The organism is Streptomyces fagopyri (assembly GCF_009498275.1).
In the GTDB taxonomy this organism is placed as follows: domain Bacteria; phylum Actinomycetota; class Actinomycetes; order Streptomycetales; family Streptomycetaceae; genus Streptomyces; species Streptomyces fagopyri.
Window position 1 is genome coordinate 7,541,552 of record NZ_CP045643.1, and the last position, 25,230, is coordinate 7,566,781.

The following is a 25,230-nucleotide window of genomic DNA, read 5'->3' on the forward strand; positions in this document are numbered from 1 at the left end:
CTCTCATCCCGATGGCCGCCTCCCTGGCGGCCGAACAGAAGTCGGCCGAAGTGACCGACTGGGCCGCCCGGATCGGCTGGCTCGTCGGACTCGCCCTCTTCGTCGCCCTCGTCTACTGGCTGATGCGCGAGGGCTGGAAGTGGCGCGGCACCCTGCAGAGCGACCTGCCGGAGCTGCCCACCGCGCCGGACGACCCCGGCCCGGCGAGACTGGGCATGAGCGGCCGCTACCACGGCTCCACCACCGCCGGGCAGTGGCTCGACCGCATCGTCGCGCACGGCCTGGGCACCCGCAGCCGGGCCGAGCTCACGCTGACGGACGCGGGACTGGACGTCGTACGCCCCGGCGCGGCCGACTTCTTCGTCCCCGCCGCGGCACTGCGCGAGGCCCGGCTCGACAAGGGCATCGCGGGCAAGGTCCTCACCGAGGGCGGCCTGCTCGTCGTCACCTGGGCACACGGCGACCGGCTGATCGACTCCGGCTTCCGCTCCGACCGCGCGGCCGAGCACGGCGAGTGGGTCGACACCCTGAACGACATGATCAGCAAGAGCACCGACACGGAAGGCGCACGATGACGACCTCCATCCAGGGAGCCGCCTCGCGGAGGCACAAGGCAGCTCCCGCCGTACTCGTCCTGGAGGACGGCCGGATCTTCCGCGGCCGCGCCTACGGGGCCGTGGGGGTGACCTTCGGCGAAGCCGTGTTCTCCACCGGGATGACCGGCTACCAGGAGACCCTCACCGACCCGTCGTACCACCGCCAGGTCGTCGTCATGACCGCCCCGCACGTCGGCAACACCGGGGTCAACGACGAGGACCCCGAGTCGCGGCGGATCTGGGTCGCCGGCTACGTCGTCCGCGACCCCGCGCGCGTGCCCTCGAACTGGCGCTCCCGCCGCTCGCTCGACGAGGAACTGCGCAAGCAGGGCGTCGTCGGCATCAGCGGCGTCGACACCCGCGCCCTCACCCGCCACCTGCGCGAGCGCGGCGCCATGCGCGTCGGCATCTTCTCCGGGAACGCGCTGCCCGACGAGGGCACCATGCTCGGCGAAGTGCGCCAGGCGCCCGAGATGCAGGGCGCGAACCTCGCCGCGGAGGTCGCCACCAAGGAGACGTACGTCGTCCCGGCGATCGGCGAGAAGAGGTTCACCGTCGCCGCCGTCGACCTGGGCATCAAGGGCATGACCCCGCGCCGGATGGCCGAACGCGGCATCGAGGTGCACGTGCTCCCCGCCACGGCCACGGCCGAGGACGTGTACGCCGTGAACCCCGACGGAGTGTTCTTCTCCAACGGTCCCGGCGACCCGGCAACCGCCGAAGGACCGGTCTCCGTGATGCGCGAGGTGCTCGCCCGCAGGACGCCCCTGTTCGGCATCTGCTTCGGCAACCAGATCCTCGGCCGCGCGCTCGGCTTCGGCACCTACAAGCTGAAGTACGGCCACCGGGGCATCAACCAGCCCGTGCAGGACCGTACGACCGGCAAGGTCGAGGTCACCGCGCACAACCACGGCTTCGCCGTCGACGCGCCGCTCGACAGGATCTCCGAGACCCCCTACGGCCGCGCCGAGGTCTCCCACGTCTGCCTGAACGACCAGGTCGTCGAGGGGCTCCACCTCCTCGACCAGCCGGCCTTCAGCGTCCAGTACCACCCCGAAGCGGCAGCCGGCCCGCACGACGCCGCCTACCTGTTCGACCGCTTCGTATCCCTGATGGAGGGCCAGCGTGCCTAAGCGCACCGATATCCAGTCCGTCCTGGTCATCGGCTCCGGCCCGATCGTCATCGGCCAGGCCGCCGAGTTCGACTACTCCGGCACCCAGGCGTGCCGCATCCTGCGCGCCGAGGGCCTGCGGGTCATCCTGGTCAACTCCAACCCGGCGACGATCATGACCGACCCGGAGATCGCCGACGCCACCTACATCGAGCCGATCACCCCCGAGTTCGTCGAGAAGATCATCGCCAAGGAGCGCCCCGACGCGCTGCTGCCCACCCTCGGCGGCCAGACGGCCCTCAACACGGCCATCTCGCTGCACGGCGCCGGAACGCTCGACAAGTACGGCGTCGAACTCATCGGCGCCAACGTCGAGGCGATCAACAAGGGCGAGGACCGCGAGCTCTTCAAGGGCGTCGTCGAGGCCGTGCGCGAGAAGATCGGGCACGGCGAGTCCGCCCGCTCCGTCATCTGCCACTCCATGGACGACGTGATCGCGGGCGTCGACACGCTCGGCGGCTACCCCGTCGTCGTCCGTCCCTCCTTCACGATGGGCGGCGCCGGCTCCGGCTTCGCCCACGACGAGGAGGAACTGCGCCGCATCGCCGGCCAGGGACTGACGCTCTCCCCGACCACCGAGGTGCTCCTGGAGGAGTCCATCCTCGGCTGGAAGGAGTACGAACTGGAGCTGATGCGCGACAAGCACGACAACGTCGTGGTCGTCTGCTCCATCGAGAACTTCGACCCCATGGGCGTGCACACCGGTGACTCGATCACCGTCGCCCCGGCGATGACGCTCACCGACCGCGAGTACCAGATCCTGCGCGACATCGGCATCGCCGTCATCCGCGAGGTCGGCGTCGACACCGGCGGCTGCAACATCCAGTTCGCGGTGAACCCCGAGGACGGCCGGGTGATCGTCATCGAGATGAACCCGCGCGTGTCCCGCTCGTCGGCCCTCGCCTCCAAGGCGACCGGTTTCCCGATCGCCAAGATCGCCGCGAAGCTGGCCGTCGGCTACACGCTGGACGAGATCCCGAACGACATCACCGAGAAGACGCCCGCGTCCTTCGAGCCGACGCTCGACTACGTGGTGGTCAAGGCCCCGCGCTTCGCCTTCGAGAAGTTCCCGTCCGCCGACTCCACCCTCACCACCACCATGAAGTCGGTCGGCGAGGCCATGGCGATCGGCCGCAACTTCACCGAGGCGCTGCAGAAGGCGCTGCGGTCCCTGGAGAAGAAGGGCTCGCAGTTCACCTTCGTGGGCGAGCCGGGCGACAAGGCCGAACTGCTGGCGGAGGCCGTACGGCCGACCGACGGGCGCATCAACTCCGTCATGCAGGCCATCCGCGCGGGCGCCACGCCCGAGGAGGTCTTCGAGTCGACGAAGATCGACCCGTGGTTCGTGGACCAGCTCTTCCTGATCAAGGAGATCGCGGACGAGCTGACCGGCGCCGACAAGCTCCACCCCGAACTGCTCGCGGAGGCCAAGCGGCACGGCTTCTCCGACGCCCAGATCGCCGAGATCCGCGGGCTGCGCGAGGACGTCGTGCGTGAGGTGCGGCACGCGCTGGGTGTGCGCCCGGTGTACAAGACGGTCGACACCTGCGCCGCCGAGTTCGCGGCGAAGACGCCGTACTTCTACTCCTCCTACGACGAGGAGACCGAGGTCGCCCCGCGCGAGAAGCCCGCGGTCATCATCCTGGGCTCCGGCCCGAACCGCATCGGCCAGGGCATCGAGTTCGACTACTCCTGCGTCCACGCCTCCTTCGCGCTCAGCGAAGCGGGCTACGAGACCGTGATGGTCAACTGCAACCCCGAGACCGTCTCCACCGACTACGACACCTCCGACCGTCTGTACTTCGAGCCGCTGACGCTCGAGGACGTGCTGGAGATCGTGCACGCGGAGACCCTCGCCGGTCCGGTCGCGGGCGTGATCGTGCAGCTCGGCGGGCAGACCCCGCTGGGCCTCTCGCAGGCGCTCAAGGACAACGGCGTGCCGGTCGTCGGCACGTCTCCCGAGGCCATCCACGCGGCCGAGGACCGAGGCGCCTTCGGGCGGGTCCTGGCCGAGGCCGGCCTGCCGGCCCCCAAGCACGGCACGGCCACCACGTTCGCCGAGGCCAAGGCCATCGCCGACGAGATCGGTTACCCCGTCCTCGTGAGGCCCTCCTACGTCCTCGGCGGACGCGGCATGGAGATCGTCTACGACGAGACGCGACTGTCCTCGTACATCGCCGAGTCCACCGAGATCAGCCCCTCCCGGCCGGTCCTCGTCGACCGCTTCCTCGACGACGCCATCGAGATCGACGTCGACGCTCTCTACGACGGCGAGGAGCTCTACCTCGGCGGCGTCATGGAGCACATCGAGGAGGCCGGCATCCACTCCGGCGACTCCGCCTGCGCACTGCCGCCGATCACCCTCGGCGGGTTCGACATCAAGCGCCTGCGGGCCTCCACGGAGGCCATCGCCAAGGGCGTCGGCGTCCGCGGCCTGATCAACATCCAGTTCGCCATGGCGGGCGACATCCTCTACGTCCTGGAGGCCAACCCGCGCGCCTCGCGGACCGTCCCCTTCACCTCGAAGGCGACCGCGGTGCCGCTCGCGAAGGCCGCCGCCCGGATCTCGCTGGGCGCGACCGTGGCCGAGCTGCGGGCCGAAGGACTGCTCCCGGCCCACGGCGACGGCGGCGAACTGCCCCTCGACGCGCCGATCTCCGTCAAGGAGGCCGTCATGCCGTGGTCGCGCTTCCGCGACATCCACGGGCGCGGCGTGGACACCGTCCTCGGTCCGGAGATGCGTTCCACGGGTGAGGTCATGGGCATCGACTCGGTGTTCGGCACCGCCTACGCCAAGTCGCAGGCGGGCGCGTACGGCCCGCTGCCGACCAAGGGCCGCGCCTTCATCTCGGTCGCCAACCGCGACAAGCGTTCGATGATCTTCCCGGCGCGCGAGCTCGTCGCCCACGGCTTCGAACTGCTCGCCACGTCCGGTACGGCCGAGGTGCTCAAGCGCAACGGCATCAACGCCACGGTCGTGCGCAAGCAGTCCGAGGGCACCGGCCCGAACGGCGAACGGACCATTGTCCAGCTCATCCACGACGGCGAGGTCGACCTCATCGTCAACACCCCGTACGGCACCGGTGGCCGCCTCGACGGCTACGAGATCCGTACGGCAGCCGTGGCGCGGTCCGTGCCGTGCCTGACGACGGTCCAGGCGCTGGCCGCCGCCGTCCAGGGCATCGACGCGCTCAACCACGGCGACGTGGGCGTGCGCTCCCTCCAGGAACACGCCGAGCATCTGACCGCGGCCCGCGACTAGCAGCCCGGAGAGGGGGACACCGGAAACGGTGTCCCCCTCCTCGTGAGGGCCCCACGTCTTCGTGAGGACACATGTACAAGATCTTCTTCAACCTCGTCTTCAGGCGGATGGACCCCGAGCGGGCCCATCACCTCGCCTTCCGCTGGATCCGGCTCGCCGCCCGGGTACCCGCCTTGCGCACCTTCGTCGCCGCCGCGCTCGCCCCCCGCTTCGAGGAGCTGCGCACCGAGGCGTTCGGGCTGCGCATGCACGGCCCCTTCGGGCTCGCGGCCGGCTTCGACAAGAACGCCGTCGCCATCGACGGGATGTCGATGCTGGGCTTCGACCACGTCGAGATCGGCACGGTCACCGGGGAGCCGCAGCCCGGCAACCCCAAGAAGCGGCTGTTCCGCCTCGTGCCGGACCGCGCGCTGATCAACCGCATGGGGTTCAACAACGAGGGCTCCGCGGCCGTCTCCGAGCGCCTGGCGGCCCGTACGCCCGTCTTCAGGACCGTCGTGGGCGTCAACATCGGCAAGACCAAGACGGTCCCCGAGGCGGACGCCGTCGGTGACTACGTCAAGTCCACCGAGCGCCTCGCCCGGCACGCCGACTACCTCGTCGTGAACGTGTCGTCCCCGAACACCCCGGGACTGCGCGACCTCCAGGCCACGGAGGTGCTGCGGCCCCTGCTCAGCGCCGTGCGCGAGGCCGCCGACCGTGCCGTCACCGACCGGCGTGTCCCGCTCCTCGTCAAGATCGCCCCCGACCTCGCCGACGAGGACATCGACGCGGTCGCCGACCTCGCCGTCGAGCTCGGCCTGGACGGGATCATCGCCACGAACACCACCATCGCGCGCGAGGGACTCGGTCTGAAGTCCGTACCCTCCCTCGTCGAGGAGACCGGCGGACTCTCCGGCGCGCCCCTGAAGGCACGCTCCCTGGAGGTGCTGGGCCGCCTCTACGCGCGCGTGGGCGACCGGATCACCCTGGTGGGCGTGGGCGGCATCGAGAACGCCGAGGACGCCTGGCAGCGCATCCTGGCCGGCGCCACGCTGGTCCAGGGGTACAGCGCCTTCGTCTACGAGGGTCCCTTCTGGGGCCGCGCGATCCACAAGGGCCTGGCCGCACGCCTGCGTACGAGCCCGTACGCCACCCTCGCCGACGCGGTCGGCGCCGACGTGAGGAAGCCCGTATGAGCCCGGAACCCTTCGGAGCACGCCTGCGCCGCGCCATGGACGAGCGCGGTCCCCTGTGCGTCGGCATCGACCCGCACGCCTCCCTGCTCGCCGACTGGGGCCTGAGCGACGACGTCGCCGGACTGGAGCGCTTCAGCCGCACCGTCGTCGAGGCGCTGGCCGGGCGGGTCGCGGTCCTCAAGCCGCAGAGCGCGTTCTTCGAGCGGTTCGGCTCGCGCGGGATCGCCGTCCTGGAGAAGTCGGTCGAGGAGGCGCGGGAGGCCGGGGCGCTGGTCGTCATGGACGCCAAGCGCGGCGACATCGGTTCGACCATGGCCGCCTACGCGGAGACCTTCCTGGGCAAGGACGCGCCGCTGTTCTCCGACGCGCTCACGGTGTCGCCCTACCTGGGCTACGGCTCGCTCAGGCCCGCGGTGGAGCTGGCGCGCGAGAACGGCGCCGGGCTCTTCGTGCTCGCCCTCACCTCCAACCCGGAGGGCGGCGAGGTGCAGCACGCGGTCCGCGGGGACGGCCGTACCGTCGGGGCGACCATGCTGGCCCATCTCGCCGCCGAGAACGCCGCGCAGACGCCCCTGGGGTCCTTCGGCGCGGTCGTCGGCGCCACCCTGGGCGATCTCTCCTCCTACGACCTGGACATCAACGGGCCGCTCCTGGCGCCGGGGATCGGCGCCCAGGGGGCCACCGCGGCCGATCTCGCGGGAGTCTTCGGAGCGGCGGTGCGCAACGTCGTCCCGAACGTGAGCCGGGGTGTTCTTCGTCACGGTCCCGACGTTCTCGCGCTGCGGGAGTCCGCGGACCGCTTCGCGGAGGAGATCAGGGCCGCGGTCGAGGCCGCCTGAGCCGCCCTTTCCGGGTCCTATCGGGGCCTTCGGGACCTCGCGCCGACCTCGCGCGGGTGCCCGGAGGGCCTCCGGCAGTCCTCCGGTGACCGCGTCCTGAGCGGCCCGAGTCTGAATACATCCTCAAATCCTGGGCAGTATGTCGCAAATGCCTGGCTCCAGGGAGGCTGACCAGGACTTTTCCGCTGTTCTCGCTGACTCTGGCGGACTTGCCCGCTAGTCTCCGTCGAGTGGGGGCACCTCCCACGCCCTCTAGGTAATGGGGGAGAACGGGCAAGCGTGTTGCTCGCAGCTCCCCAGGTGTGGGGCGACTAGGTTCCTCACCGGTCCGTATCCGACAGTTCGACATCCGAGGTGACGTAGGCGTGGCTCTTCCGCCCCTTACCCCTGAACAGCGCGCAGCCGCGCTCGAAAAGGCCGCCGCGGCTCGCCGGGAGCGGGCCGAGGTCAAGAATCGACTCAAGCACTCCGGCGCCTCCCTTCACGAGGTCATCAAGCAGGGCCAGGAGAACGACGTCATCGGCAAGATGAAGGTCTCCGCTCTCCTGGAGTCCCTGCCGGGCGTGGGCAAGGTCCGCGCCAAGCAGATCATGGAGCGACTCGGGATCTCCGAGAGCCGCCGCGTGCGCGGTCTCGGCTCGAACCAGATCGCCTCCTTGGAGCGTGAGTTCGGCGGTTCCGGCGCCTGAGTCCTGGGCACTCCGGGATTGCTGGAATAATCGCCGCATGAGTGAACGTCCGCGGCTGACCGTGCTCTCCGGTCCCTCAGGGGTCGGCAAGAGCACGGTCGTCGCTCATATGCGCAAGGAACACCCCGAGGCCTGGCTCTCGGTGTCGGCGACGACCCGCAAGCCACGCCCCGGTGAGAAGCACGGGGTCCACTACTTCTTCGTCTCGGACGAGGAGATGGACAAGCTGATCGCCAATGGCGAGCTCCTGGAGTGGGCCGATTTCGCCGGCAACCGCTACGGGACCCCCCGCGCGGCGGTCCTCGAACACCTGGAGACGGGTGTGCCCGTCCTCCTGGAGATCGACCTCCAGGGCGCCCGGCAGGTCCGCGAGTCCATGCCCGAGGCGCTGCTCGTGTTCCTGGCTCCGCCCTCCTGGGAGGAGCTGGTGCGCAGGCTCACCGGGCGGGGCACCGAACCGCCCGAGGTGATCGCACGCCGCCTGGAGGCGGCCAAGATCGAACTGGCGGCCGAGCCGGAGTTCGACGTCACCCTGGTCAACACCTCCGTCGAGGACGTGGCGCGTGAGCTGCTAGCCTTGCTCGAAGTTGTTTGATATTCCAGGTCAATTTCCACCTTTCGGAAGGCAGAGCGTGTCCTCTTCCATCACCGCTCCCGAGGGCATCATCAACCCTCCGATCGACGAGCTCCTCGAGGCCACCGACTCGAAGTACAGCCTCGTGATCTACGCGGCCAAGCGCGCCCGCCAGATCAACGCGTACTACTCGCAGCTCGGCGAGGGCCTCCTCGAGTACGTCGGTCCGCTCGTCGACACCCACGTCCACGAGAAGCCGCTCTCCATCGCCCTGCGCGAGATCAACGCGGGTCTGCTGACGTCCGAGGCCGTCGACGGCCCCGCGCAGTAGTCCGCCGCTTCACTTCATCCCGGGCCCGGCAGTACGACTGCCGGGCCCGTGGTGTGTCATGGAGTCGTACGCCCGCGAGCAGGGGCGTACGCGTGTCGAGAGTGGGGAGGCCCGGTGGACAAGCCGAAGGTCGTGCTGGGGGTCAGCGGCGGGATCGCCGCGTACAAGGCGTGCGAGCTGCTGCGCAGGCTGACGGAGTCGGGACATGACGTGCGGGTCGTGCCGACCGCGTCCGCCCTGCACTTCGTGGGCGCCGCCACCTGGTCCGCGCTTTCCGGCCACCCCGTCTCCACCGAGGTCTGGTCGGACGTCCACGAGGTCCCGCACGTACGCATCGGACAGCACGCGGACCTGGTCGTGGTGGCTCCCGCGACGGCCGACATGCTCGCCAAGGCCGCCCACGGCCTCGCCGACGACCTCCTCACCAACACGCTGCTCACCGCCCGCTGCCCGGTCGTCTTCGCGCCCGCCATGCACACCGAGATGTGGGAGCACCCGGCCACCCAGGAGAACGTGGCGACGCTCCGCCGCCGCGGCGCCGTCGTCATCGAGCCCGCGGTGGGCCGTCTGACCGGTGTGGACACCGGCAAGGGCCGGCTGCCCGACCCCGCGGAGATCTTCGAGGTCTGCCGCCGGGTGCTGGCGCGAGGCGTGCGCGAGCCCGACCTCGCCGGCCGCCACGTCGTCGTCAGCGCAGGCGGCACCCGCGAGCCGCTCGACCCCGTCCGCTTCCTCGGCAACCGTTCCTCCGGCAAGCAGGGGTACGCCCTCGCCCGCACCGCGGCCGCGCGCGGGGCCCGGGTGACCCTGATCGCCGCGAACACCGGACTGCCGGACCCGGCGGGCGTGGACATCGTGCGGGTCGGTACGGCCGTCCAGCTGCGCGAGGCGGTGCTCAAGGCGACCCAGGACGCCGACGCCGTGGTGATGGCGGCGGCCGTGGCGGACTTCCGTCCCGCCGCGTACGCGTCGGGGAAGATCAAGAAGAAGGACGGCCAGGAACCGGAGCCGATCGTCCTGGTCCGTAATCCGGACATCCTCGCCGAGATCTCGGCCGACCGTCCGCGCCCCGGCCAGGTCGTCGTCGGTTTCGCCGCCGAGACGGACGACGTCCTCGCGAACGGCCGCGCGAAACTGGAGCGCAAGGGGTGCGATCTCCTCGTGGTGAACGAGGTGGGGGAGCGCAGGACCTTCGGTTCCGAGGAGAACGAGGCCGTGGTGCTGGGCACCGACGGCAGTGAGACCGCGGTGCCGTACGGACCCAAGGAAGCCCTGGCCGAGACGGTGTGGGATCTGGTGACACGCCGCCTGCCGTGACGGCTCCCGTCACCCCAACGGGCGCCTTCGTCCGCGCGAAATTCTCTCGCGGTGACCCTGGTGGAGAGCGATCTCCGTGGCGCAGAATGCCCGTGCCGCAGGTCACAGGGCTTCCGAGAAGCGAGACAGGGGGGCCTGTCGGCGGGCACGACCGATAAACTGTTCACGGACGATGCCGGGCGCAGCTCCCGTCCCGTCCGCCAATGATCAGCCAGCAGCCGCTGCAACCACAGGGAGCGTTGTGTCCCGTCGCCTGTTCACCTCGGAGTCCGTGACCGAGGGTCACCCCGACAAGATCGCTGACCAGATCAGCGACACCATTCTCGACGCGCTTCTGCGGGAGGACCCGACGTCCCGGGTCGCCGTGGAGACGTTGATCACGACCGGCCTGGTGCACGTGGCCGGAGAGGTCACGACCAAGGCGTACGCGCCGATCGCCCAGCTGGTCCGGGACAAGATCCTGGAGATCGGCTACGACTCGTCGAAGAAGGGCTTCGACGGCGCCTCGTGCGGTGTCTCGGTGTCGATCGGCTCCCAGTCCCCGGACATCGCGCAGGGCGTCGACACGGCGTACGAGAACCGGGTCGAGGGCGACGACGACGAGCTGGACCGGCAGGGGGCGGGCGACCAGGGCCTGATGTTCGGGTACGCCACGGACGAGACCCCGAACCTGATGCCGCTCCCGATCCACCTCGCGCACCGGCTCTCCCGCCGCCTGTCCGAGGTCCGCAAGAACGGGACCATCCCGTACCTGCGCCCCGACGGCAAGACCCAGGTCACCATCGAGTACGACGGCGACAAGGCGGTCCGTCTGGACACGGTCGTGGTTTCCTCGCAGCACGCGAGTGACATCGACCTCGATTCGCTGCTCGCCCCCGACATCCGCGAGTTCGTCGTGGAGCCGGAGCTCAAGGCCCTCCTCGACGACGGCATCAAGCTGGAGACCGAGGGCTACCGGCTGCTGGTCAACCCGACCGGCCGTTTCGAGATCGGCGGCCCGATGGGCGACGCCGGCCTGACCGGCCGCAAGATCATCATCGACACGTACGGCGGCATGGCCCGCCACGGCGGCGGCGCGTTCTCCGGCAAGGACCCGTCCAAGGTCGACCGGTCCGCCGCGTACGCGATGCGCTGGGTCGCCAAGAACGTCGTCGCCGCGGGCCTCGCCTCGCGCTGCGAGGTCCAGGTCGCCTACGCCATCGGCAAGGCCGAGCCCGTCGGTCTCTTCGTCGAGACCTTCGGCACCGCGAAGGTCGACGCGGAGAAGATCGAGACCGCCATCACCGAGGTCTTCGACCTCCGCCCGGCGGCCATCATCCGCGACCTCGACCTGCTGCGCCCGATCTACTCCCAGACGGCCGCGTACGGTCACTTCGGCCGTGAGCTTCCCGACTTCACGTGGGAGCGCACGGACCGAGTGGACGCGCTGCGCAGGGCCGTCGGCCTGTAGAGCGCACACGGCTCGCCGCGTCTTGACGAGGCCCGGTGCCCCCGAGGGGGTGCCGGGCCTCGTCGTTGCTCCTGGGGTCCTGGGTTCCCCGGTTCCCGGCGCGCGCGTCGGTCCTGCCGCGCGCGTGGTTCCGGCCCGCTCGTCTGCTCGCGGCGCCGGTCCTGCTCGCGGCGCCGGTTCGGGCCCCGCGACCCCTCGGTGCCGCTCCCGCCGGTGACGGGCCACGCCGGGCCGGAAAACGCGTGGCGTGCGCCGCCGGCCTTTCGTACGCTGAGGGCCTCCCGGTGCGATGGCCGCGGCTACTTCGGCGGAGCGCGCCCCTGGGGCGTGCGGTGAAACTGGACGCGACATCAGCCGCTGCCGCCTGGATCTCGGGAGAACCGACGCCGCCGCCCCTTCCCGCCTCTCCTTCTCGCCGCTCGGACCGCGCGAAGGCGCGAGCCCGGCACCGGGCCGTTCGCGGTCCGCGGCCGGGACGATCCCGGGCGGGCGGCGGTGTCAGTGCGGTCTGGTAGGAATACAGCTGTGAGCAGCGCGGACGGGCGAGGAGAGGACGGCGCACAGGGTGCGCCGCCCGAACAGCTCGCGCTGATCCGTGAGGGCGTACGGCAGGCCAGGGCACCGAAGGCGAAGCCGCGGACCTGGCGCGGCGCCGCGCTCGCCAAGGAGCTGCCCGTCGCGCGTGTGCTCGTCGACAAGGGCGTACTGCATCTGGACCGGTACTTCGACTATGCCGTGCCCGAGGAGCTCGACGCCGAGGCGCAGCCCGGCGTCCGGGTCCGCGTGCGGTTCGGGGCCGGGCGGCACCGGGTGCGGGACGGGCGGCGCGAGGGCGGGGGCCTGATCGACGGTTTCCTCGTCGAGCGGCTGGCGGAGTCCGACTACGCGGGACCGCTCGCCGCGCTGGCCCAGGTGGTGTCCCCCGAACCGGTCCTCGGCCCCGAACTGCTGGGACTGGCCCGGGCGGTCGCGGACCGGTACGCGGGCAGCCTCGCCGACGTACTGCAGCTCGCCGTGCCGCCTCGCAACGCGCGAGCCGAGGGGAAGCCCTCTCCGGCGCCCCTGCCCGCTCCCGCCGCACCCGCGGCGGAGTCCTGGACGCGGTACGCGCGAGGGGCGGCCTTCGTGGAGTCGCTCGCCCGCGGCGGCTCACCGCGGGCGGTGTGGAACGCGCTGCCGGGGCCCGAATGGGCCGAGGAGCTGGCGCGGGCGGTGGGCGCGACGCTCGCCTCGGGACGCGGCGCGCTCGTCGTCGTGCCGGACGGCCGGACCGTCTCCCGTGTGGACGCGGCGCTGACCTCGTTGCTGGGGGAGGGGCGGCACGCGGTCCTCACGGCCGAGGCCGGACCCGAGAAGCGCTACCGGGAGTGGCTCGCCGTGCGGCGCGGGTCGGTACGGGCCGTGGTGGGGACCCGGGCCGCCATGTTCGCGCCGGTGCGGGATCTCGGGCTGGTCGTTCTCTGGGACGACGGGGACGGCAGCCACAGCGAGCCGCACGCCCCCCAGCCGCACGCGCGGGAGGTGCTGCTGCTGCGGGCAGCCCATGACACCTGCGCTTTCCTGCTGGGGAGCTGGGGCTGCACGGTCGAGGCCGCGCAGCTGGTCGAGAGCGGCTGGGCGCTGCCGCTGGTCGCCGGGCGCGACCGGGTGAGGGCGAGCGCGCCGCTCGTACGGACCGTGGGGGACGGGGATCTCGCACGGGACGAGGCGGCACGGGCCGCCCGTCTGCCCACGCTGGCCTGGCAGGTGGTCAGGGAGGGGCTGCGGCACGGGCCGGTGCTGGTGCAGGTGCCGCGGCGCGGTTACGTACCGCGGATGGCCTGCGCGCAGTGCCGGGCTCCGGCCCGCTGCCGGCACTGCGCCGGCCCGCTGGAGGCGCGGGACGCCGACGCGCTGCGGTGCGCGTGGTGCGGGCGGGACGAGGCGGCCTGGCACTGCCCCGAGTGCGGTGGTTTCCGGCTGCGGGCGCAGGTCGTGGGCGCCCGCCGGACCGCCGAGGAGCTGGGGCGCGCCTTCCCGGCGGTGCCGGTCCGGACGTCGGGGCGCGAGCAGGTGCTGGACACCGTGCCGGGGGCACCCGCGCTGGTCGTGTCCACGCCCGGCGCCGAACCCGTCGCGGAGGGCGGGTACGCGGCGGCACTGCTGCTCGACGGCTGGGCGATGCTGTCGCGACCCGATCTGCGGGCCGGTGAGGAGGCGCTGCGGCGCTGGATCGGGGCCTCGGCGCTGGTGCGCGGGCAGGGGGCGGGCGGCACCGTGGTCGTCGTCGCTGAGCCGACCCTGCGTCCCGTGCAGGCGCTCGTACGGTGGGACCCCGTCGGGCACGCGGTGCGTGAGCTCGCCGAGCGGGCCGAGCTGGGATTTCCGCCGGTGTCACGGATGGCGGCGGTCTCGGGTACCGCGGAGGCGCTCGCCGCGTTTCTCGCCGTGGTCGAACTGCCGGGCGACGCCGAGGTGTTGGGGCCGGTTCCGCTGCCCGTCACCGATGCCGGGCGACCGCGGCGGGTGGGGGCGCCGCCCGCGGGGGAGCGCTGGGAGCGCGCGCTCGTCCGGGTACCCCCGGGGAGCGGCGCCGCGCTGGCGGCCGCGCTGAAAGCCGCGCAGGCGGCACGGATGGCGCGTGGGGGGAGTGAGCCCGTACGGATCCGGATCGATCCGCCGGACATCGGGTGACGGCTGGGCGGGGAACTGCCTCCCGGGGCGGCGGCGCCGGGAGGCAGGGCGGAACGGGAGGGGCGGGGGAGCAGGGCTCAGCCGTTGCGCGGGCCCGGGAAAGCGGTGGGCCGCACCTCTTCGCGGAGTGTGGGGCTGCCCGCTGTCGGCTGTGTCGGCATGGAGCGGGCGGCGGGGACCGTCGGCACCGCGGGGACGCCGGTGGTGACCGCGACCGTGCGGGCGCCGGTGCTCGACGGCTCCGTGGCGCGCTCGGCCTCGGCGGCGGCCTGGGCGGCGGCGCGACGGGCGCCGTACCGGCGGTGCACCGCCTGCTTGGTGACCCCGAGCGCCGAGCCCACCGCGTCCCACGAGAAGCCCAGCGAGCGGTCGAAGTCCACGGCGGCCGTGACCAGCGTCTCGACGCTGTCGCGCAGCTCCTGGGCGAGGCGGACGGTCGGGGCGGGGGCGCGCCCGTAGACGACGAAGCCCGTGGCGGGGCCGGAGCGGCGCGGGCGGTAGACGTTGCCCAGCTGGGCGGTGAGCGTGCGCAGTGCGTCCACCTGCCGGCGGACCCGCTCGATGTCCCGCACCAGCAAGTGCAGGCTGGCCCGAGCCTGGGCGTCGTGGGTTGCGTGGTCGGCCATGAACAAGCCTCTCGAACCGGCGTTGAAAAGGATCGGGCCGCGATCACGGCCCGTGGTGGTCAACTCTCTCTTGACCAACGCGTTTCCGGGTGAGTGGTCACGCTGCGGGGGCGTAGGGGCATATGCAGAGGGCGCGTCGGGGGGCGTACGCCCCCGGTGTGCACGGCCCGTGCGGCGGGGATCGCGGCCCGTCGCGCTCTGGCCGGGGCCTGGGCCGTACAGGGCGGGGCGGTACGGGACGGGGCTGCCGGCGGTGCGGGCTCCCGCGATACGGGTGTCGGAGTCGGCGCCGGTCGGTGGATGTCCGGATGGTGGGGGCCCGGGTGCCGGGTTGACGGCGGGGTGCGGTCGTGGTGCCGGGTCGTCCGCGCGGTGTGGGTGTGGTGACGGGACGTCCGGGCAGCCCCGGGTCCGGTGCCCCCGCGGCGCGCGGACGTTGACGCATAGACTGGTGCGCTGCCCCGTACCTCGGCCCCGCCGGCGTGCTCGCGGGGTCTGAAGAGTTCCCGCCCGAGAGGCCAACCGCCACCCATGAAGCTCGTCTTCGCAGGTACCCCCGAGGTCGCCGTTCCCGCTCTGGACGCCTTGATCGCCTCCGGGCGGCACGAGGTGGCCGCCGTCGTCACGCGGCCCGACGCGCCCGCCGGGCGGGGACGACGGCTCGTCGCGAGCCCGGTCGCCGAGCGCGCGGCGGAGGCAGGGATCGAGGTGCTGAAGCCGGTCAAGCCGCGGGACGAGGAGTTCCTGGCGCGCCTGCGGGAGATCGGCCCCGACTGCTGCCCCGTGGTGGCCTACGGGGCGCTGCTGCCCCGGGTCGCCCTCGACGTCCCCGCCCACGGCTGGGTCAACCTGCACTTCTCGCTGCTGCCGGCCTGGCGAGGAGCCGCCCCGGTGCAGCACGCGGTGATGGCGGGCGACGAGATCACCGGCGCGTCCACCTTCCTCATCGAGGAGGGGCTCGACTCGGGGCCCGTGTACGGGACCGTCACCGAGGAGGTCCGGCCCACCGACACCAGCGGGGACCTGCTGACGCGGCTGGCCTTCGCCGGTTCCGGGCTGCTCCTCGCGACCATGGACGGCATTGAGGACGGCACCCTCAAGGCGGTACCGCAGCCGGCCGACGGTGTCACCCTGGCACCGAAGATCTCCGTCGAGAACGCCCACGTCGACTGGTCCGCGCCGGGGCTGCGCGTGGACCGGGTGGTCCGCGGATGCACCCCCGCACCCGGTGCCTGGACCGTCTTCCGCGGCGAGCGGCTCAAGCTCGTGCACGCCGCGCCGGTGCCCGAGCGCACCGATCTGGCGCCGGGCGAGCTGTCCGTCGCCAAGAACAACGTGTACGTCGGAACCGGTTCGTACGCCGTCGAACTGCTCTGGGTCCAGGCCCAGGGCAAGAAGCCGATGCGCGCCGCGGACTGGGCGCGTGGCGTGCGGATCTCCTCCGGAGAGGCGCTCGGGGTCTGAGCCGTGCCGGATCCACCGGACCGGGGTCCGGTCCGGCACCGCACGGGGTCCGGCGGCCGGACCGGGGTCCGGTCCGGCACCGCACGGGGTCCGGCGGCCGGACCGGGGATCGGTCGTCGTGCCGGGGACCGGTATCGCACCAGGGCCTGGGCGTCGTACGGACGGGCTCCGTACGGAGGGTCGGCCTCCGCACCGCCCCGCGACCTGGTCGTCGCACCGGGGACTGTTCGCCCTACCGGGGTCGCCGTCGCAGCGGGGTTCGACCCCGCCTAGGGTCCGGTCGCGGCGCCGCGTGGCTCGGGGTGCGCCGCCGGGGCCGTCGTGCGCCTGCTCGGCCGGGCCTGCGCCTGGGCGCGCCCCGGACCGGGCTCGCCCGACTCGGCCACCCCGCCGGGTCGCCGTGGTGTCGTACGGCCGGGGCTGCCCGGCCCGCCAGTATTCGGCGTCCCGCCCGCCCTGTCCGGCCGACCCGGCGGTCCCATGCGCCCGGCCCTCCCATGCGCCCGGCCCTCGCACGGGCCCGGCCCTCGCACGGGCCCGGCCCTCGCACGGGCCGCGTTGCAAGAGGTGCCGGTCCGCCCGGGGCGGCCGCCCCCGGGCTTCCGCGGCCCCGGTCGTGCGGAGTGCCGGTCCGCCCGGCGCGGGGGTCCGGCGCGCGGCGTACGCTGATGGACGCACCTTTTTCCTGGATCCGGAGCACCTTTTTCGTGAGTGAGCAGCCGCGTCGGCCGAGCAAGCCCGGCAAGCCCTACCGCCGCCCCCAGAAGGACCCGGTCCGCTTCCTCGCCTTCGAGGCGTTGCGGGCCGTGGACGAGCGGGACGCGTACGCCAACCTCGTCCTGCCCCCGCTGCTCCGCAAGGCGCGGGCGAAGGGCGACTTCGACGGGCGGGACGCGGCACTGGCGACCGAACTCGTGTACGGGACGCTGCGCCGGCAGGGCACGTACGACGCCGTCATCTCCGCCTGTGTCGACCGTCCGCTGCGCGAGGTCGACCCGCCGGTGCTGGACGTCCTCAGCCTCGGTGTCCACCAGCTGCTCGGGACCCGCATCCCGACGCACGCCGCGGTGTCCGCCTCGGTCGAGCTGGCGCGCGTCGTGCTCGGCGACGGGCGCGCCAAGTTCGTCAACGCCGTGCTGCGCAAGGTCGCGCGGCACGATCTCGACGGCTGGCTGGAACAGGTCGCGCCGCCCTACGACGACGACCCCGAGGACCACCTGGCCGTCGTGCACTCGCATCCGCGCTGGGTCGTCTCCGCGCTGTGGGACTCGCTCGGCGGCGGCCGGGCCGGGATCGAGGACCTGCTGGAGGCCGACAACGAGCGGCCCGAGGTGACCCTCGTCGCCCGGCCCGGCCGCTCCACGGCCGGCGAACTCCTCGGCGCGCTGGGGGAGGAGTCCGCCCTTCCGGGGCGCTGGTCGCCGTACGCCGTGCGGCTCAGCGAGGGCGGTGAGCCGGGTGCCATCGACGCCGTACGGGAGGGCCGTGCGGGGGTCCAGGACGAGGGCAGCCAGCTGGTGGCCCTGGCCCTCGCGAACGCCCCGCTCGACGGACCCGACAAGGCGTGGCTGGACGGCTGCGCGGGCCCCGGCGGCAAGGCGGCCATGCTCGCCGGGCTCGCCGCGGAGCGCGGCGCCGTGCTGCTCGCCTCGGAGAAGCAGCCGCACCGGGCCGGCCTCGTCGCCAAGGCGCTGGCCGGCAACCCCGGGCCGTACCAGGTCATCGCCGCCGACGGCACCCGTCCGCCGTGGCGCCCCGGCACGTTCGACCGCGTACTCATGGACGTCCCCTGCACCGGCCTCGGCGCCCTGCGACGCCGTCCCGAGGCGCGCTGGCGGCGCCGCCCGGAGGACCTCGACGCGTTCGCGCCGTTGCAGCGCGGGCTGCTGCGCACCGCGCTCGACTCCGTGCGGGTCGGCGGAGTCGTCGGATACGCGACCTGCTCGCCGCACCTCGCGGAGACCCGCGCCGTCGTGGACGACGTGCTCAAGCACTACGAGAACGGCTCCGCCGAACTGCTCGACGCCCGTCCGCTGCTCCAGGACGTACCGGCGCTGGGCGACGGCCCCGACGTCCAGCTGTGGCCGCACCTGCACGGGACGGACGCGATGTATCTGGCGCTGATCAGGCGGACCGCCTGAGCCGCGCCCGCTGACCCCCGGCGCCCCGCCCCACCATGGTCAGGGCACCTCCGCGGCCTTGGCGGGGCGGAACCGGCGGGCGGCCTCGTGGTCGGTACGGACGGGACCGGCGGGCGGTCAGGTGGTCGGTACGGACGGCACCCGCGGGCTCCCCGGCACGGCATGACGGACCACCGGGCGGCGTCCTCGCGGCGGCCCCGTCACGGACCGGGGAGAGCAACCGGTGCCGGGCATGGCAGTCTTGGGGCATGGCCGTGCAGATCAACCCCAGCATTCTCTCCGCCGACTTCGCCCGTCTTGCCGAGGAGGCACGGGCGGTGGAAGGGGCGGACTGGCTCCATGTCGACGTCATGGACAACCATTTCGTACCGAACCTCACGCTCGGGGTGCCGGTCGTGGAATCCCTGGCCCGCGCCACGGACACGCCGCTCGACTGCCATCTGATGATCGAGGACGTCGATCGGTGGGCGCCCCAGTACGTGGAGGCGGGGGCGGGTTCCGTCACCTTCCACGTGGAGGCCGCCGCCGCCCCGGTACGGCTCGCCCGCGAGATCCGGGCCAAGGGCGCCCGCGCCTCCATGGCGCTCAAGCCCGCGACCCCCATCGAGCCGTACGAGGACCTGCTGCCCGAGCTCGACATGCTGCTGATCATGACGGTGGAGCCGGGTTTCGGGGGCCAGGCGTTCCTGGACATCATGCTTCCGAAGATCCGCCGCACCCGTGAGCTGATCAGCAAGCACGGACTCGAACTCTGGCTCCAGGTCGACGGCGGGGTCTCGGCCTCCACCATCGAGCGGTGCGCGGAGGCGGGCGCGGACGTTTTCGTCGCCGGATCTGCGGTCTACGGCGCATCGGACCCGGCCCAGGCGGTACGTGCATTGCGCACCCAGGCGCAGGAGGCGACGGCTCATGCGGCGTGGGCGTGCGACCACTGAACCAAGGGAACGTGAACGCCGCCCATCTGGGCTGATCAAGTACGCCGGATCTGCAAGGATGGACGGCGAATCCAGAGTGTGAACAGCAGTGAGGAGAGCGCCGTGTCGGGTATGTCGGCGGGCCGGTCAGCCATGCGGATGGGACCCGCTGAGCTGGTCCAGGCGGCGGCCATGGCCCGCCGCTTCTACCTCGAGGGCAAATCCAAGATCCAGATCGCCGAGGAGTTCGGCGTCAGCCGCTTCAAGGTGGCCAGGGTCCTGGAGACCGCTCTCGAACGGGATCTCGTGCGGATCGAGATCCGGGTGCCGGCGGAGCTGGACGCGGAGCGCTCCGACGCGCTGCGCGCCCGCTACGGCCTCAGGCACGCCGTCGTGGTCGAGTCCCCGGCCGACGCCGAGGAGTCGCCCGACCCCGAGAACCTCGGAGAGGTGGCCGCCGACCTGCTCGGTGAGCTCGTCAACGAGGGCGATGTCCTCGGTCTCGCCTGGGGCCGCTCCACCATCCACATGGCCGCGGCCCTCGACCGGCTCCCGCCGTGCACGGTGGTGCAGCTGACGGGGGTGTACGACGCCGGGACCGCCGAACGCGGCTCGGTGGAGGCGGTGCGCCGCGCCGCCCAGGTGTCGGGCGGGGACGCGCACCCCATCTACGCGCCGATGCTGCTGCCCGACGCGGCGACCGCGGCCGCGCTGCGCAACCAGACGGGGATCGCGCGGGCCTTCGAGTACTTCGACAAGGTCACCGTCGCCTGTGTCTCGATCGGCTCCTGGGAGCCCGGCATCTCGACGGTGCACGACATGCTCAGCGACGAGGAGCGCGCCCACTACGCGTCCCTCGGCGTCGCCGCCGAGATGTCCGCGCACCTGTTCGACTCCGAGGGCCGGCGGGTCGGCCGGGACCTGGGCGAGCGGTGCATCACCGTCGAGACCGACCGGCTGCGCCGTATCCCCGAGGTCGTCGCGATCGCGGGCGGACAGCGCAAGGCGGCCGCGATCGACGCCGTGCTGCGCTCCGGGCTCGTCACCAGCCTGGTGACGGACACCTCGGCCGCGGACTACCTGATGACGGCGGGCCCGGCACCGCGCCCGGCGCTGACCCGCCAGGACCCGGACGGGCCGTGACCCCACGCGGGCTCACGGCGCCCTCGGGCCGCGCCGCGCGCCCTCGGGTGCTCTGCCGCGCCCCAGGGACGGCAGAGGGCTCGTGAGGGGCTCACCGGGCCCCTTACGAGCGCCGCGCCCGGCCGGCCGTGGCAGCATCGACGCCATGCTGTCGCGGTCCGTGCCCCGGCTCGTCGCGGGTCTCCTCCTCTGCCTGGCGGCCCTGCTCACGGGGTGCTCCTCCGCAGCCCCGTCCGCCTCCCCGGCGGACACCGCCCCCGGCGTCTCCGCGGCGCCCGGCTGGGCCCGGGGCATGGGCACCGTGCGGGAGGCCCGGCTCCCCGCCGAGGCACGCGCGACCCTCGCCCTCATCGACGGCGGCGGCCCCTTCCCGTACGCCAGGGACGGCGTCGTCTTCGGCAACTTCGAGCGGATGCTGCCGCTCCACCAGCGTGGCTACTACCACGAGTACACCGTCCGGACGCCCGGCGAACGGGACCGGGGAGCCCGGCGCATTGTCACCGGGCAGGCCGGTGAGATCTACTACACCGATGATCATTACGAGTCCTTCCGGGCGGTGTTGAGATGACCGGCGCAACCCTCGCGGACGTCCTGACCGCCGCAGGCTGGGCCCATGTCCGGCTCGACCTCACCGGGGTCACCGGCAAACCCGCGTTCATGGACCGCTGCGCCCGCGCCCTCGACCTGCCCGACTGGTTCGGGCGGAACTGGGACGCCCTCGCCGACTGCCTCGGAGACCTGTCCTGGGCCCCGCCCGCCCGTGGACGGCTGCTCGTGGTCACCGGCTGGCGGGACTTCGCTCAGGCGGAGCCGCGGGACTGGGGCATCGCGCAGGAGGTGTTCGCCGAGGCCACCGACCGAGGGCGGGGCACCGAGGGATCGCTCCAGGTCGTCCTCGCTCTTGGAGGATCCGACGACGGTTCCACCGTCCGGCCTGGATGATGTGTCTGGGCATCCCACCAGGACCGTCATGGGACAATGAGGTACGTGCTCTCCCCCTGGCTGACCTGTCCGGGGGCCACCTCTGATCGACCGGGATGTGCAGCACGTGCGTTTCCTCAACGACATCCAGCCTCCGTACGACCTGACGTACGACGACGTCTTCATGGTGCCCAGCCGCTCCGCGGTCGGCTCCCGGCAGGGCGTGGACCTCGCCGCCCCGGACGGGACGGGCACCACGATCCCGCTGGTCGTGGCCAACATGACCGCCATCGCCGGGCGCCGGATGGCCGAGACCGTCGCCCGCCGCGGCGGCCTCGTCGTCATCCCGCAGGACATCCCGATCGAGGTCGTCACCGAGGTCGTCACCTGGGTCAAGGGACGCCACCTGGTGCTCGACACCCCGATCGTCCTCGCCCCCCACCAGACCGTCGCCGACGCCCTCGCGCTGCTGCCCAAGCGCGCGCACAACGCGGGTGTCGTCGTGGACGGGGACGGCCGCCCGGTCGGCGTGGTCACCGACACCGACCTGACCGGCGTGGACCGCTTCACCCAGCTCTCCGAGGTCATGTCCCGGGACCTGCTGCTGCTCGACTCCGGCATCGATCCGCGCGAGGCGTTCAACAAGCTGGACGGGGCCAACCGCCGCTACGCCCCCGCCGTCGACCGGGACGGCAGGCTCGCCGGCATCCTCACCCGCAAGGGCGCGCTGCGCGCCACGCTCTACAGCCCGGCCACCGACGCCAACGGCAGGCTGCGCATCGCCGCCGCCGTCGGCATCAACGGTGACGTCGCGGGCAAGGCCAAGCAGCTCCTCGACGCGGGCGTCGACACCCTCGTCATCGACACGGCCCACGGCCACCAGGAGTCGATGATCAGCGCGATCAGGACCGTGCGCGCGCTCGACCCGCACGTCCCGATCGCGGCGGGCAACATCGTCGCCGCCGAGGGCGTCAAGGACCTCGTCGAGGCGGGCGCGGACATCATCAAGGTGGGTGTCGGCCCCGGCGCCATGTGCACCACCCGGATGATGACCGGCGTCGGCCGGCCCCAGTTCTCGGCCGTCCTGGAGTGCGCCGCCGAGGCCAGGAAGTACGGCAAGCACGTGTGGGCCGACGGCGGGGTCCGTCACCCGCGCGACGTCGCCATGGCACTGGCCGCGGGCGCGTCCAACGTCATGATCGGCTCCTGGTTCGCCGGGACGTACGAGTCTCCGGGCGACCTCCAGCAGGACGCCGACGGGCGCCTGTACAAGGAGTCGTTCGGCATGGCCTCCGCCCGCGCGGTCCGCAACCGCACCAGCGAGGAGTCGGCGTACGACCGCGCCCGCAAGGCCCTGTTCGAGGAGGGCATCTCCACCTCGCGGATGTTCCTCGACCCGGCCCGTCCGGGCGTCGAGGACCTGATCGACTCGATCATCGCGGGCGTCCGTTCCTCCTGCACCTACGCCGGAGCCAACTCGCTGGAGGAGTTCAGCGAGAAGGCCGTCGTCGGTATCCAGAGCGCCGCCGGATACGCCGAGGGCAAGCCGCTGCACGCCAGCTGGAGCTGACCGGCCCCCTGCCGCGCCCTTGCGCCCCTTCCGGACGGCCCCCGCGGTGAGCCCGCGCGGGCCGTCCGGCGTTCACGCACCGGCCGCCGGTCCCCCCGCGGTCGGGGCCGCCCGCACCAGCCCGTCCGGCGGCCCGGGGACGGCGTGCGCGACCCTCGAAGGGGCCCGCGCAACGAACACGCGCAGGACCGTGATGAACGCAATGATCTTGCGGAGACGCGCAAGGTTGCCGCATTACGCCCGTGAAGGCCCGGCTCATAGGGTCGGGCGCTGTACATGGCGTGGCGGGGACTCCGCTCGGTGGGTCCCTCCTGTAGGGGGCGCCGCCGGTCCCCGCCTCTCGACCGGCAGCGATGAAGGAGCCAGCGCGTGCTCGATCCCGGCGCACCCCCGCAGTCCCGTACCCAGAGCGCCCCACCGTCCCCGGGTGTCGGCGCGCGTCTGATGCGCCGCAAGCCCGTGGAACGCCTGATCGCCGAGGGCGGCCAGGGAGAGGGCGGCACCCTGCGGCGCTCGCTCGGTCTGTGGCAGCTGACGATGATCAGCATCGGTGCCACGCTCGGCACCGGAATCTTCGTGGTCCTCGGCGAGGCCGTCCCCAAGGCCGGTCCGGCGGTCACCCTCTCCTTCGTGATCGCGGGTCTCACGGCGCTCTTCTCCGCCCTCTCGTACGCGGAACTGGCGGGCACCATCCCGGTCGCCGGCTCCTCGTACTCGTACGCGTACGCGACGATGGGGGAACTCATCGCCTGGATCTGCGGTTGGTGCCTGGTCCTGGAGTACGGCGTGTCGGTGGCCGCCGTCGCGGTCGGCTGGGGCGAGTACCTGAACGAGCTGCTCGACGGCACCATCGGCGTGACCGTCCCGGACGCGCTCTCCGCGCCGCCCGGTGCCGGCGGCGTCTTCAACCTGCCCGCGCTGATCGTCGTCCTGCTCGCGATGGTCTTCCTGCTCGGCGGCGCCAAGGAGTCCGCGCGCGCCAACACGATCATGGTGGCCGTGAAGATCGTCGCGCTGCTGCTGTTCTGCGCCATCGGCATCCAGGGCTTCAAGTCCGGCAACTACGAGCACTTCATGCCGCTCGGCATGGCGGGCGTCAGCGCGGCCGGGGCCACGCTCTTCTTCTCGTACATCGGCTTCGACGCGGCCTCCACGGCCGGTGAGGAGGCGAAGGACGCGCAGCGCGACCTGCCCCGCGCGATCATGCTCTCGCTGGTCATCGTGACGGCGCTGTACGTCGTCGTCGCGGCCGTCGCGGTGGGCGCGAAGCCCTGGCGGCGGTTCAACGACTCGGAGGCCGCCCTCGCCGAGATCATGAGGAACGTCACCGGGCAGACCTTCTGGGGGACCCTGCTCGCGGCCGGTGCCGTCGTCGCGATCGCCAGCGTCGTCCTGACCGTGCTCTACGGCCAGACCCGCATCCTCTTCGCCATGTCCCGGGACGGACTCGTGCCCAGGGTGTTCTCGCGGGTCCACCCGAAGACCGGCGCGCCCCGCGCCAACACCGTGATCGTCTCGCTGTTCTGCGGTGTCCTGGCCGCGGCGATCCCGCTCGGCCAACTGGCCGACGCCACCAGCATCGGCACGCTCTTCGCCTTCGCGCTGGTCAACGTCGCCGTCGTGGTGCTGCGCCGGACGCGCCCGGAGATGCGGCGCACCTTCCGGGTGCCGCTGTCGCCGGTGCTGCCCGCGATCGGCTTCGCGCTCTGCGTCTGGATGATGGGCAGCCTCTCGGCCGTCACCTGGGTGGTCTTCGGAGTCTGGATGGCCGCCGGGCTCGTGTTCTACTTCAGTTACGGCTACCGCCGCTCCCGTATCGCCACCGTAGAGAAGTGAACCACCCGCAGTGCTGAACGATCTCGACGAACGCATCGTGCACGCCCTCGCCGAGGACGCCCGCCGCTCCTATGCCGACATCGGCCAACTGGTCGGCCTGTCCGCGCCGGCCGTGAAGCGCAGGGTGGACCGGCTGCGGGCGACCGGTGCCATCACGGGGTTCACGGTACGGGTGGACCCGGCCGCGCTCGGCTGGGAGACGGAGGGTTTCGTCGAGATCTACTGCCGGCGCAACACCTCACCGGAGACGATCCAGCGGGGGCTGGAGCGGTACCAGGAGGTCGTGGCCGCCTCCACCGTCACCGGGGAGGCGGACGCGGTCGTCCAGGTCTTCGCGTCCGACATGCGGCACTTCGAGCGTGTGCTGGAGCGGATCGCGGGGGAGTCGTTCGTGGAGCGTACGAAGTCCGTGCTGGTGCTCTCGCCGTTGCTGCGGCGGTTCTCGTCGGGGTCGCCCACGTAGAGGGGACGAGCCGGGGGCGGGGAGGGCTGAGTCCTCGGCCGCGGGTCGTGTGTGGCTGGTCGCGCGGCTCC

Annotated in this window: 21 protein-coding genes; 20 read left to right on the top strand and 1 reads right to left on the bottom strand. The window is 72.4% G+C overall.

Going from position 1 to position 25,230, the window contains the following annotated elements; genetic code table 11:
- Positions 1-11 precede the first annotated feature (11 nt).
- The 11 genes from GFH48_RS32660 (at position 12) to GFH48_RS32710 (ending at position 14,081) form a co-directional block, all read left to right on the top strand.
- Positions 12-575 (top strand): PH-like domain-containing protein, encoded by a 564-nt coding sequence (locus GFH48_RS32660; RefSeq protein WP_407698730.1) that lies wholly within the window; start codon positions 12-14, stop codon positions 573-575.
- Positions 572-1,729 carry a glutamine-hydrolyzing carbamoyl-phosphate synthase small subunit gene (gene carA, locus GFH48_RS32665; protein ID WP_153291680.1) on the top strand — a complete coding sequence of 386 codons (1,158 nt, stop codon included), beginning with the start codon at positions 572-574 and terminating at the stop codon, positions 1,727-1,729. The genes GFH48_RS32660 and carA overlap by 4 nt, the downstream gene beginning before the upstream one ends.
- Positions 1,722-5,030 carry a carbamoyl-phosphate synthase large subunit gene (gene carB / locus GFH48_RS32670; protein WP_153291681.1) on the top strand — a complete coding sequence of 1,103 codons (3,309 nt, stop codon included), beginning with the start codon at positions 1,722-1,724 and terminating at the stop codon, positions 5,028-5,030. The genes carA and carB overlap by 8 nt, the downstream gene beginning before the upstream one ends.
- 71 nt (positions 5,031-5,101) lie before the next feature.
- Positions 5,102-6,208 carry a quinone-dependent dihydroorotate dehydrogenase gene (locus GFH48_RS32675; protein ID WP_153291682.1) on the top strand — a complete coding sequence of 369 codons (1,107 nt, stop codon included), beginning with the start codon at positions 5,102-5,104 and terminating at the stop codon, positions 6,206-6,208.
- Positions 6,205-7,047, top strand: a complete 843-nt coding sequence (gene pyrF / locus GFH48_RS32680) for an orotidine-5'-phosphate decarboxylase (protein WP_153291683.1) — start codon at positions 6,205-6,207, stop codon at positions 7,045-7,047. Before GFH48_RS32675 ends, pyrF begins: the two co-directional genes overlap by 4 nt.
- Positions 7,048-7,412: 365 nt before the next feature.
- Complete coding sequence (locus GFH48_RS32685; protein WP_016638838.1) at positions 7,413-7,736, top strand: integration host factor; 324 nt, start codon at positions 7,413-7,415, stop codon at positions 7,734-7,736.
- Positions 7,737-7,773: 37 nt separating this feature from the next.
- Positions 7,774-8,331, top strand: a complete 558-nt coding sequence (gene gmk, locus GFH48_RS32690; protein ID WP_153291684.1) for a guanylate kinase — start codon at positions 7,774-7,776, stop codon at positions 8,329-8,331.
- Between the two features lie 37 nt (positions 8,332-8,368).
- Positions 8,369-8,641, top strand: a complete 273-nt coding sequence (rpoZ, locus tag GFH48_RS32695) for a DNA-directed RNA polymerase subunit omega (RefSeq protein WP_030620214.1) — start codon at positions 8,369-8,371, stop codon at positions 8,639-8,641.
- 114 nt (positions 8,642-8,755) lie between these two features.
- A complete protein-coding gene (gene coaBC, locus GFH48_RS32700; protein ID WP_153291685.1) occupies positions 8,756-9,958 on the top strand; it encodes a bifunctional phosphopantothenoylcysteine decarboxylase/phosphopantothenate--cysteine ligase CoaBC in 1,203 nt (400 codons plus the stop codon).
- A gap of 241 nt (positions 9,959-10,199) precedes the next feature.
- Positions 10,200-11,408 (top strand): methionine adenosyltransferase, encoded by a 1,209-nt coding sequence (gene metK, locus GFH48_RS32705; RefSeq protein ID WP_153291686.1) that lies wholly within the window; start codon positions 10,200-10,202, stop codon positions 11,406-11,408.
- A 525-nt stretch (positions 11,409-11,933) separates the two neighbouring features.
- Positions 11,934-14,081 (top strand): primosomal protein N', encoded by a 2,148-nt coding sequence (locus tag GFH48_RS32710; RefSeq protein WP_153291687.1) that lies wholly within the window; start codon positions 11,934-11,936, stop codon positions 14,079-14,081.
- 77 nt (positions 14,082-14,158) lie between these two features.
- Here GFH48_RS32710 and GFH48_RS32715 read toward each other — a convergent pair whose 3' ends face one another.
- Positions 14,159-14,707, bottom strand: coding sequence for a hypothetical protein (locus tag GFH48_RS32715; RefSeq protein WP_153291688.1), 549 nt, complete (start codon positions 14,705-14,707; stop codon positions 14,159-14,161).
- A gap of 531 nt (positions 14,708-15,238) precedes the next feature.
- On the opposite strand from GFH48_RS32715, the gene fmt reads away from it, so the two are divergent.
- From fmt to GFH48_RS32760, 9 genes are all read left to right on the top strand, one after another.
- Positions 15,239-16,171 (top strand): methionyl-tRNA formyltransferase, encoded by a 933-nt coding sequence (gene fmt / locus GFH48_RS32720; protein ID WP_153291689.1) that lies wholly within the window; start codon positions 15,239-15,241, stop codon positions 16,169-16,171.
- Between the two features lie 707 nt (positions 16,172-16,878).
- Entirely contained in the window at positions 16,879-18,312 is a 1,434-nt protein-coding gene (locus tag GFH48_RS32725) for an RsmB/NOP family class I SAM-dependent RNA methyltransferase (RefSeq protein ID WP_153291690.1), read from the top strand.
- Between the two features lie 248 nt (positions 18,313-18,560).
- Positions 18,561-19,247 (top strand): ribulose-phosphate 3-epimerase, encoded by a 687-nt coding sequence (rpe, locus tag GFH48_RS32730; protein ID WP_153291691.1) that lies wholly within the window; start codon positions 18,561-18,563, stop codon positions 19,245-19,247.
- Between the two features lie 78 nt (positions 19,248-19,325).
- The gene (locus GFH48_RS32735; RefSeq protein ID WP_153291692.1) at positions 19,326-20,369 is read left to right on the top strand and encodes a sugar-binding transcriptional regulator; all 1,044 of its coding nucleotides are present in this window, start codon (positions 19,326-19,328) and stop codon (positions 20,367-20,369) included.
- A gap of 145 nt (positions 20,370-20,514) precedes the next feature.
- A complete protein-coding gene (locus GFH48_RS32740) occupies positions 20,515-20,937 on the top strand; it encodes a ribonuclease domain-containing protein (RefSeq protein ID WP_153291693.1) in 423 nt (140 codons plus the stop codon).
- Positions 20,934-21,311 carry a barstar family protein gene (locus tag GFH48_RS32745; RefSeq protein WP_153291694.1) on the top strand — a complete coding sequence of 126 codons (378 nt, stop codon included), beginning with the start codon at positions 20,934-20,936 and terminating at the stop codon, positions 21,309-21,311. Before GFH48_RS32740 ends, GFH48_RS32745 begins: the two co-directional genes overlap by 4 nt.
- A gap of 106 nt (positions 21,312-21,417) precedes the next feature.
- Positions 21,418-22,860 (top strand): GuaB1 family IMP dehydrogenase-related protein, encoded by a 1,443-nt coding sequence (locus GFH48_RS32750; RefSeq protein ID WP_194280908.1) that lies wholly within the window; start codon positions 21,418-21,420, stop codon positions 22,858-22,860.
- A 369-nt stretch (positions 22,861-23,229) separates the two neighbouring features.
- Positions 23,230-24,696 (top strand): amino acid permease, encoded by a 1,467-nt coding sequence (locus GFH48_RS32755; protein ID WP_153291696.1) that lies wholly within the window; start codon positions 23,230-23,232, stop codon positions 24,694-24,696.
- Positions 24,697-24,706: 10 nt separating this feature from the next.
- Entirely contained in the window at positions 24,707-25,159 is a 453-nt protein-coding gene (locus tag GFH48_RS32760; RefSeq protein WP_037621108.1) for an Lrp/AsnC family transcriptional regulator, read from the top strand.
- Positions 25,160-25,230 lie beyond the last annotated feature (71 nt).

Excerpts from the sequence above, each read along its gene's own strand:
- GFH48_RS32660 (WP_407698730.1), top strand. The coding sequence starts at position 12 with ATGGCCGCCTCCCTGGCGGCCGAACAGAAGTCGGCCGAAGTGACCGAC.
- carA (WP_153291680.1), top strand. The coding sequence starts at position 572 with ATGACGACCTCCATCCAGGGAGCCGCCTCGCGGAGGCACAAGGCAGCT.
- GFH48_RS32675 (WP_153291682.1), top strand. The coding sequence starts at position 5,102 with ATGTACAAGATCTTCTTCAACCTCGTCTTCAGGCGGATGGACCCCGAG.
- pyrF (WP_153291683.1), top strand. The coding sequence starts at position 6,205 with ATGAGCCCGGAACCCTTCGGAGCACGCCTGCGCCGCGCCATGGACGAG.
- gmk (WP_153291684.1), top strand. The coding sequence starts at position 7,774 with ATGAGTGAACGTCCGCGGCTGACCGTGCTCTCCGGTCCCTCAGGGGTC.
- GFH48_RS32715 (WP_153291688.1), bottom strand. The coding sequence starts at position 14,707 with ATGGCCGACCACGCAACCCACGACGCCCAGGCTCGGGCCAGCCTGCAC.
- fmt (WP_153291689.1), top strand. The coding sequence starts at position 15,239 with ATGAAGCTCGTCTTCGCAGGTACCCCCGAGGTCGCCGTTCCCGCTCTG.
- rpe (WP_153291691.1), top strand. The coding sequence starts at position 18,561 with ATGGCCGTGCAGATCAACCCCAGCATTCTCTCCGCCGACTTCGCCCGT.
- GFH48_RS32740 (WP_153291693.1), top strand. The coding sequence starts at position 20,515 with ATGCTGTCGCGGTCCGTGCCCCGGCTCGTCGCGGGTCTCCTCCTCTGC.
- GFH48_RS32745 (WP_153291694.1), top strand. The coding sequence starts at position 20,934 with ATGACCGGCGCAACCCTCGCGGACGTCCTGACCGCCGCAGGCTGGGCC.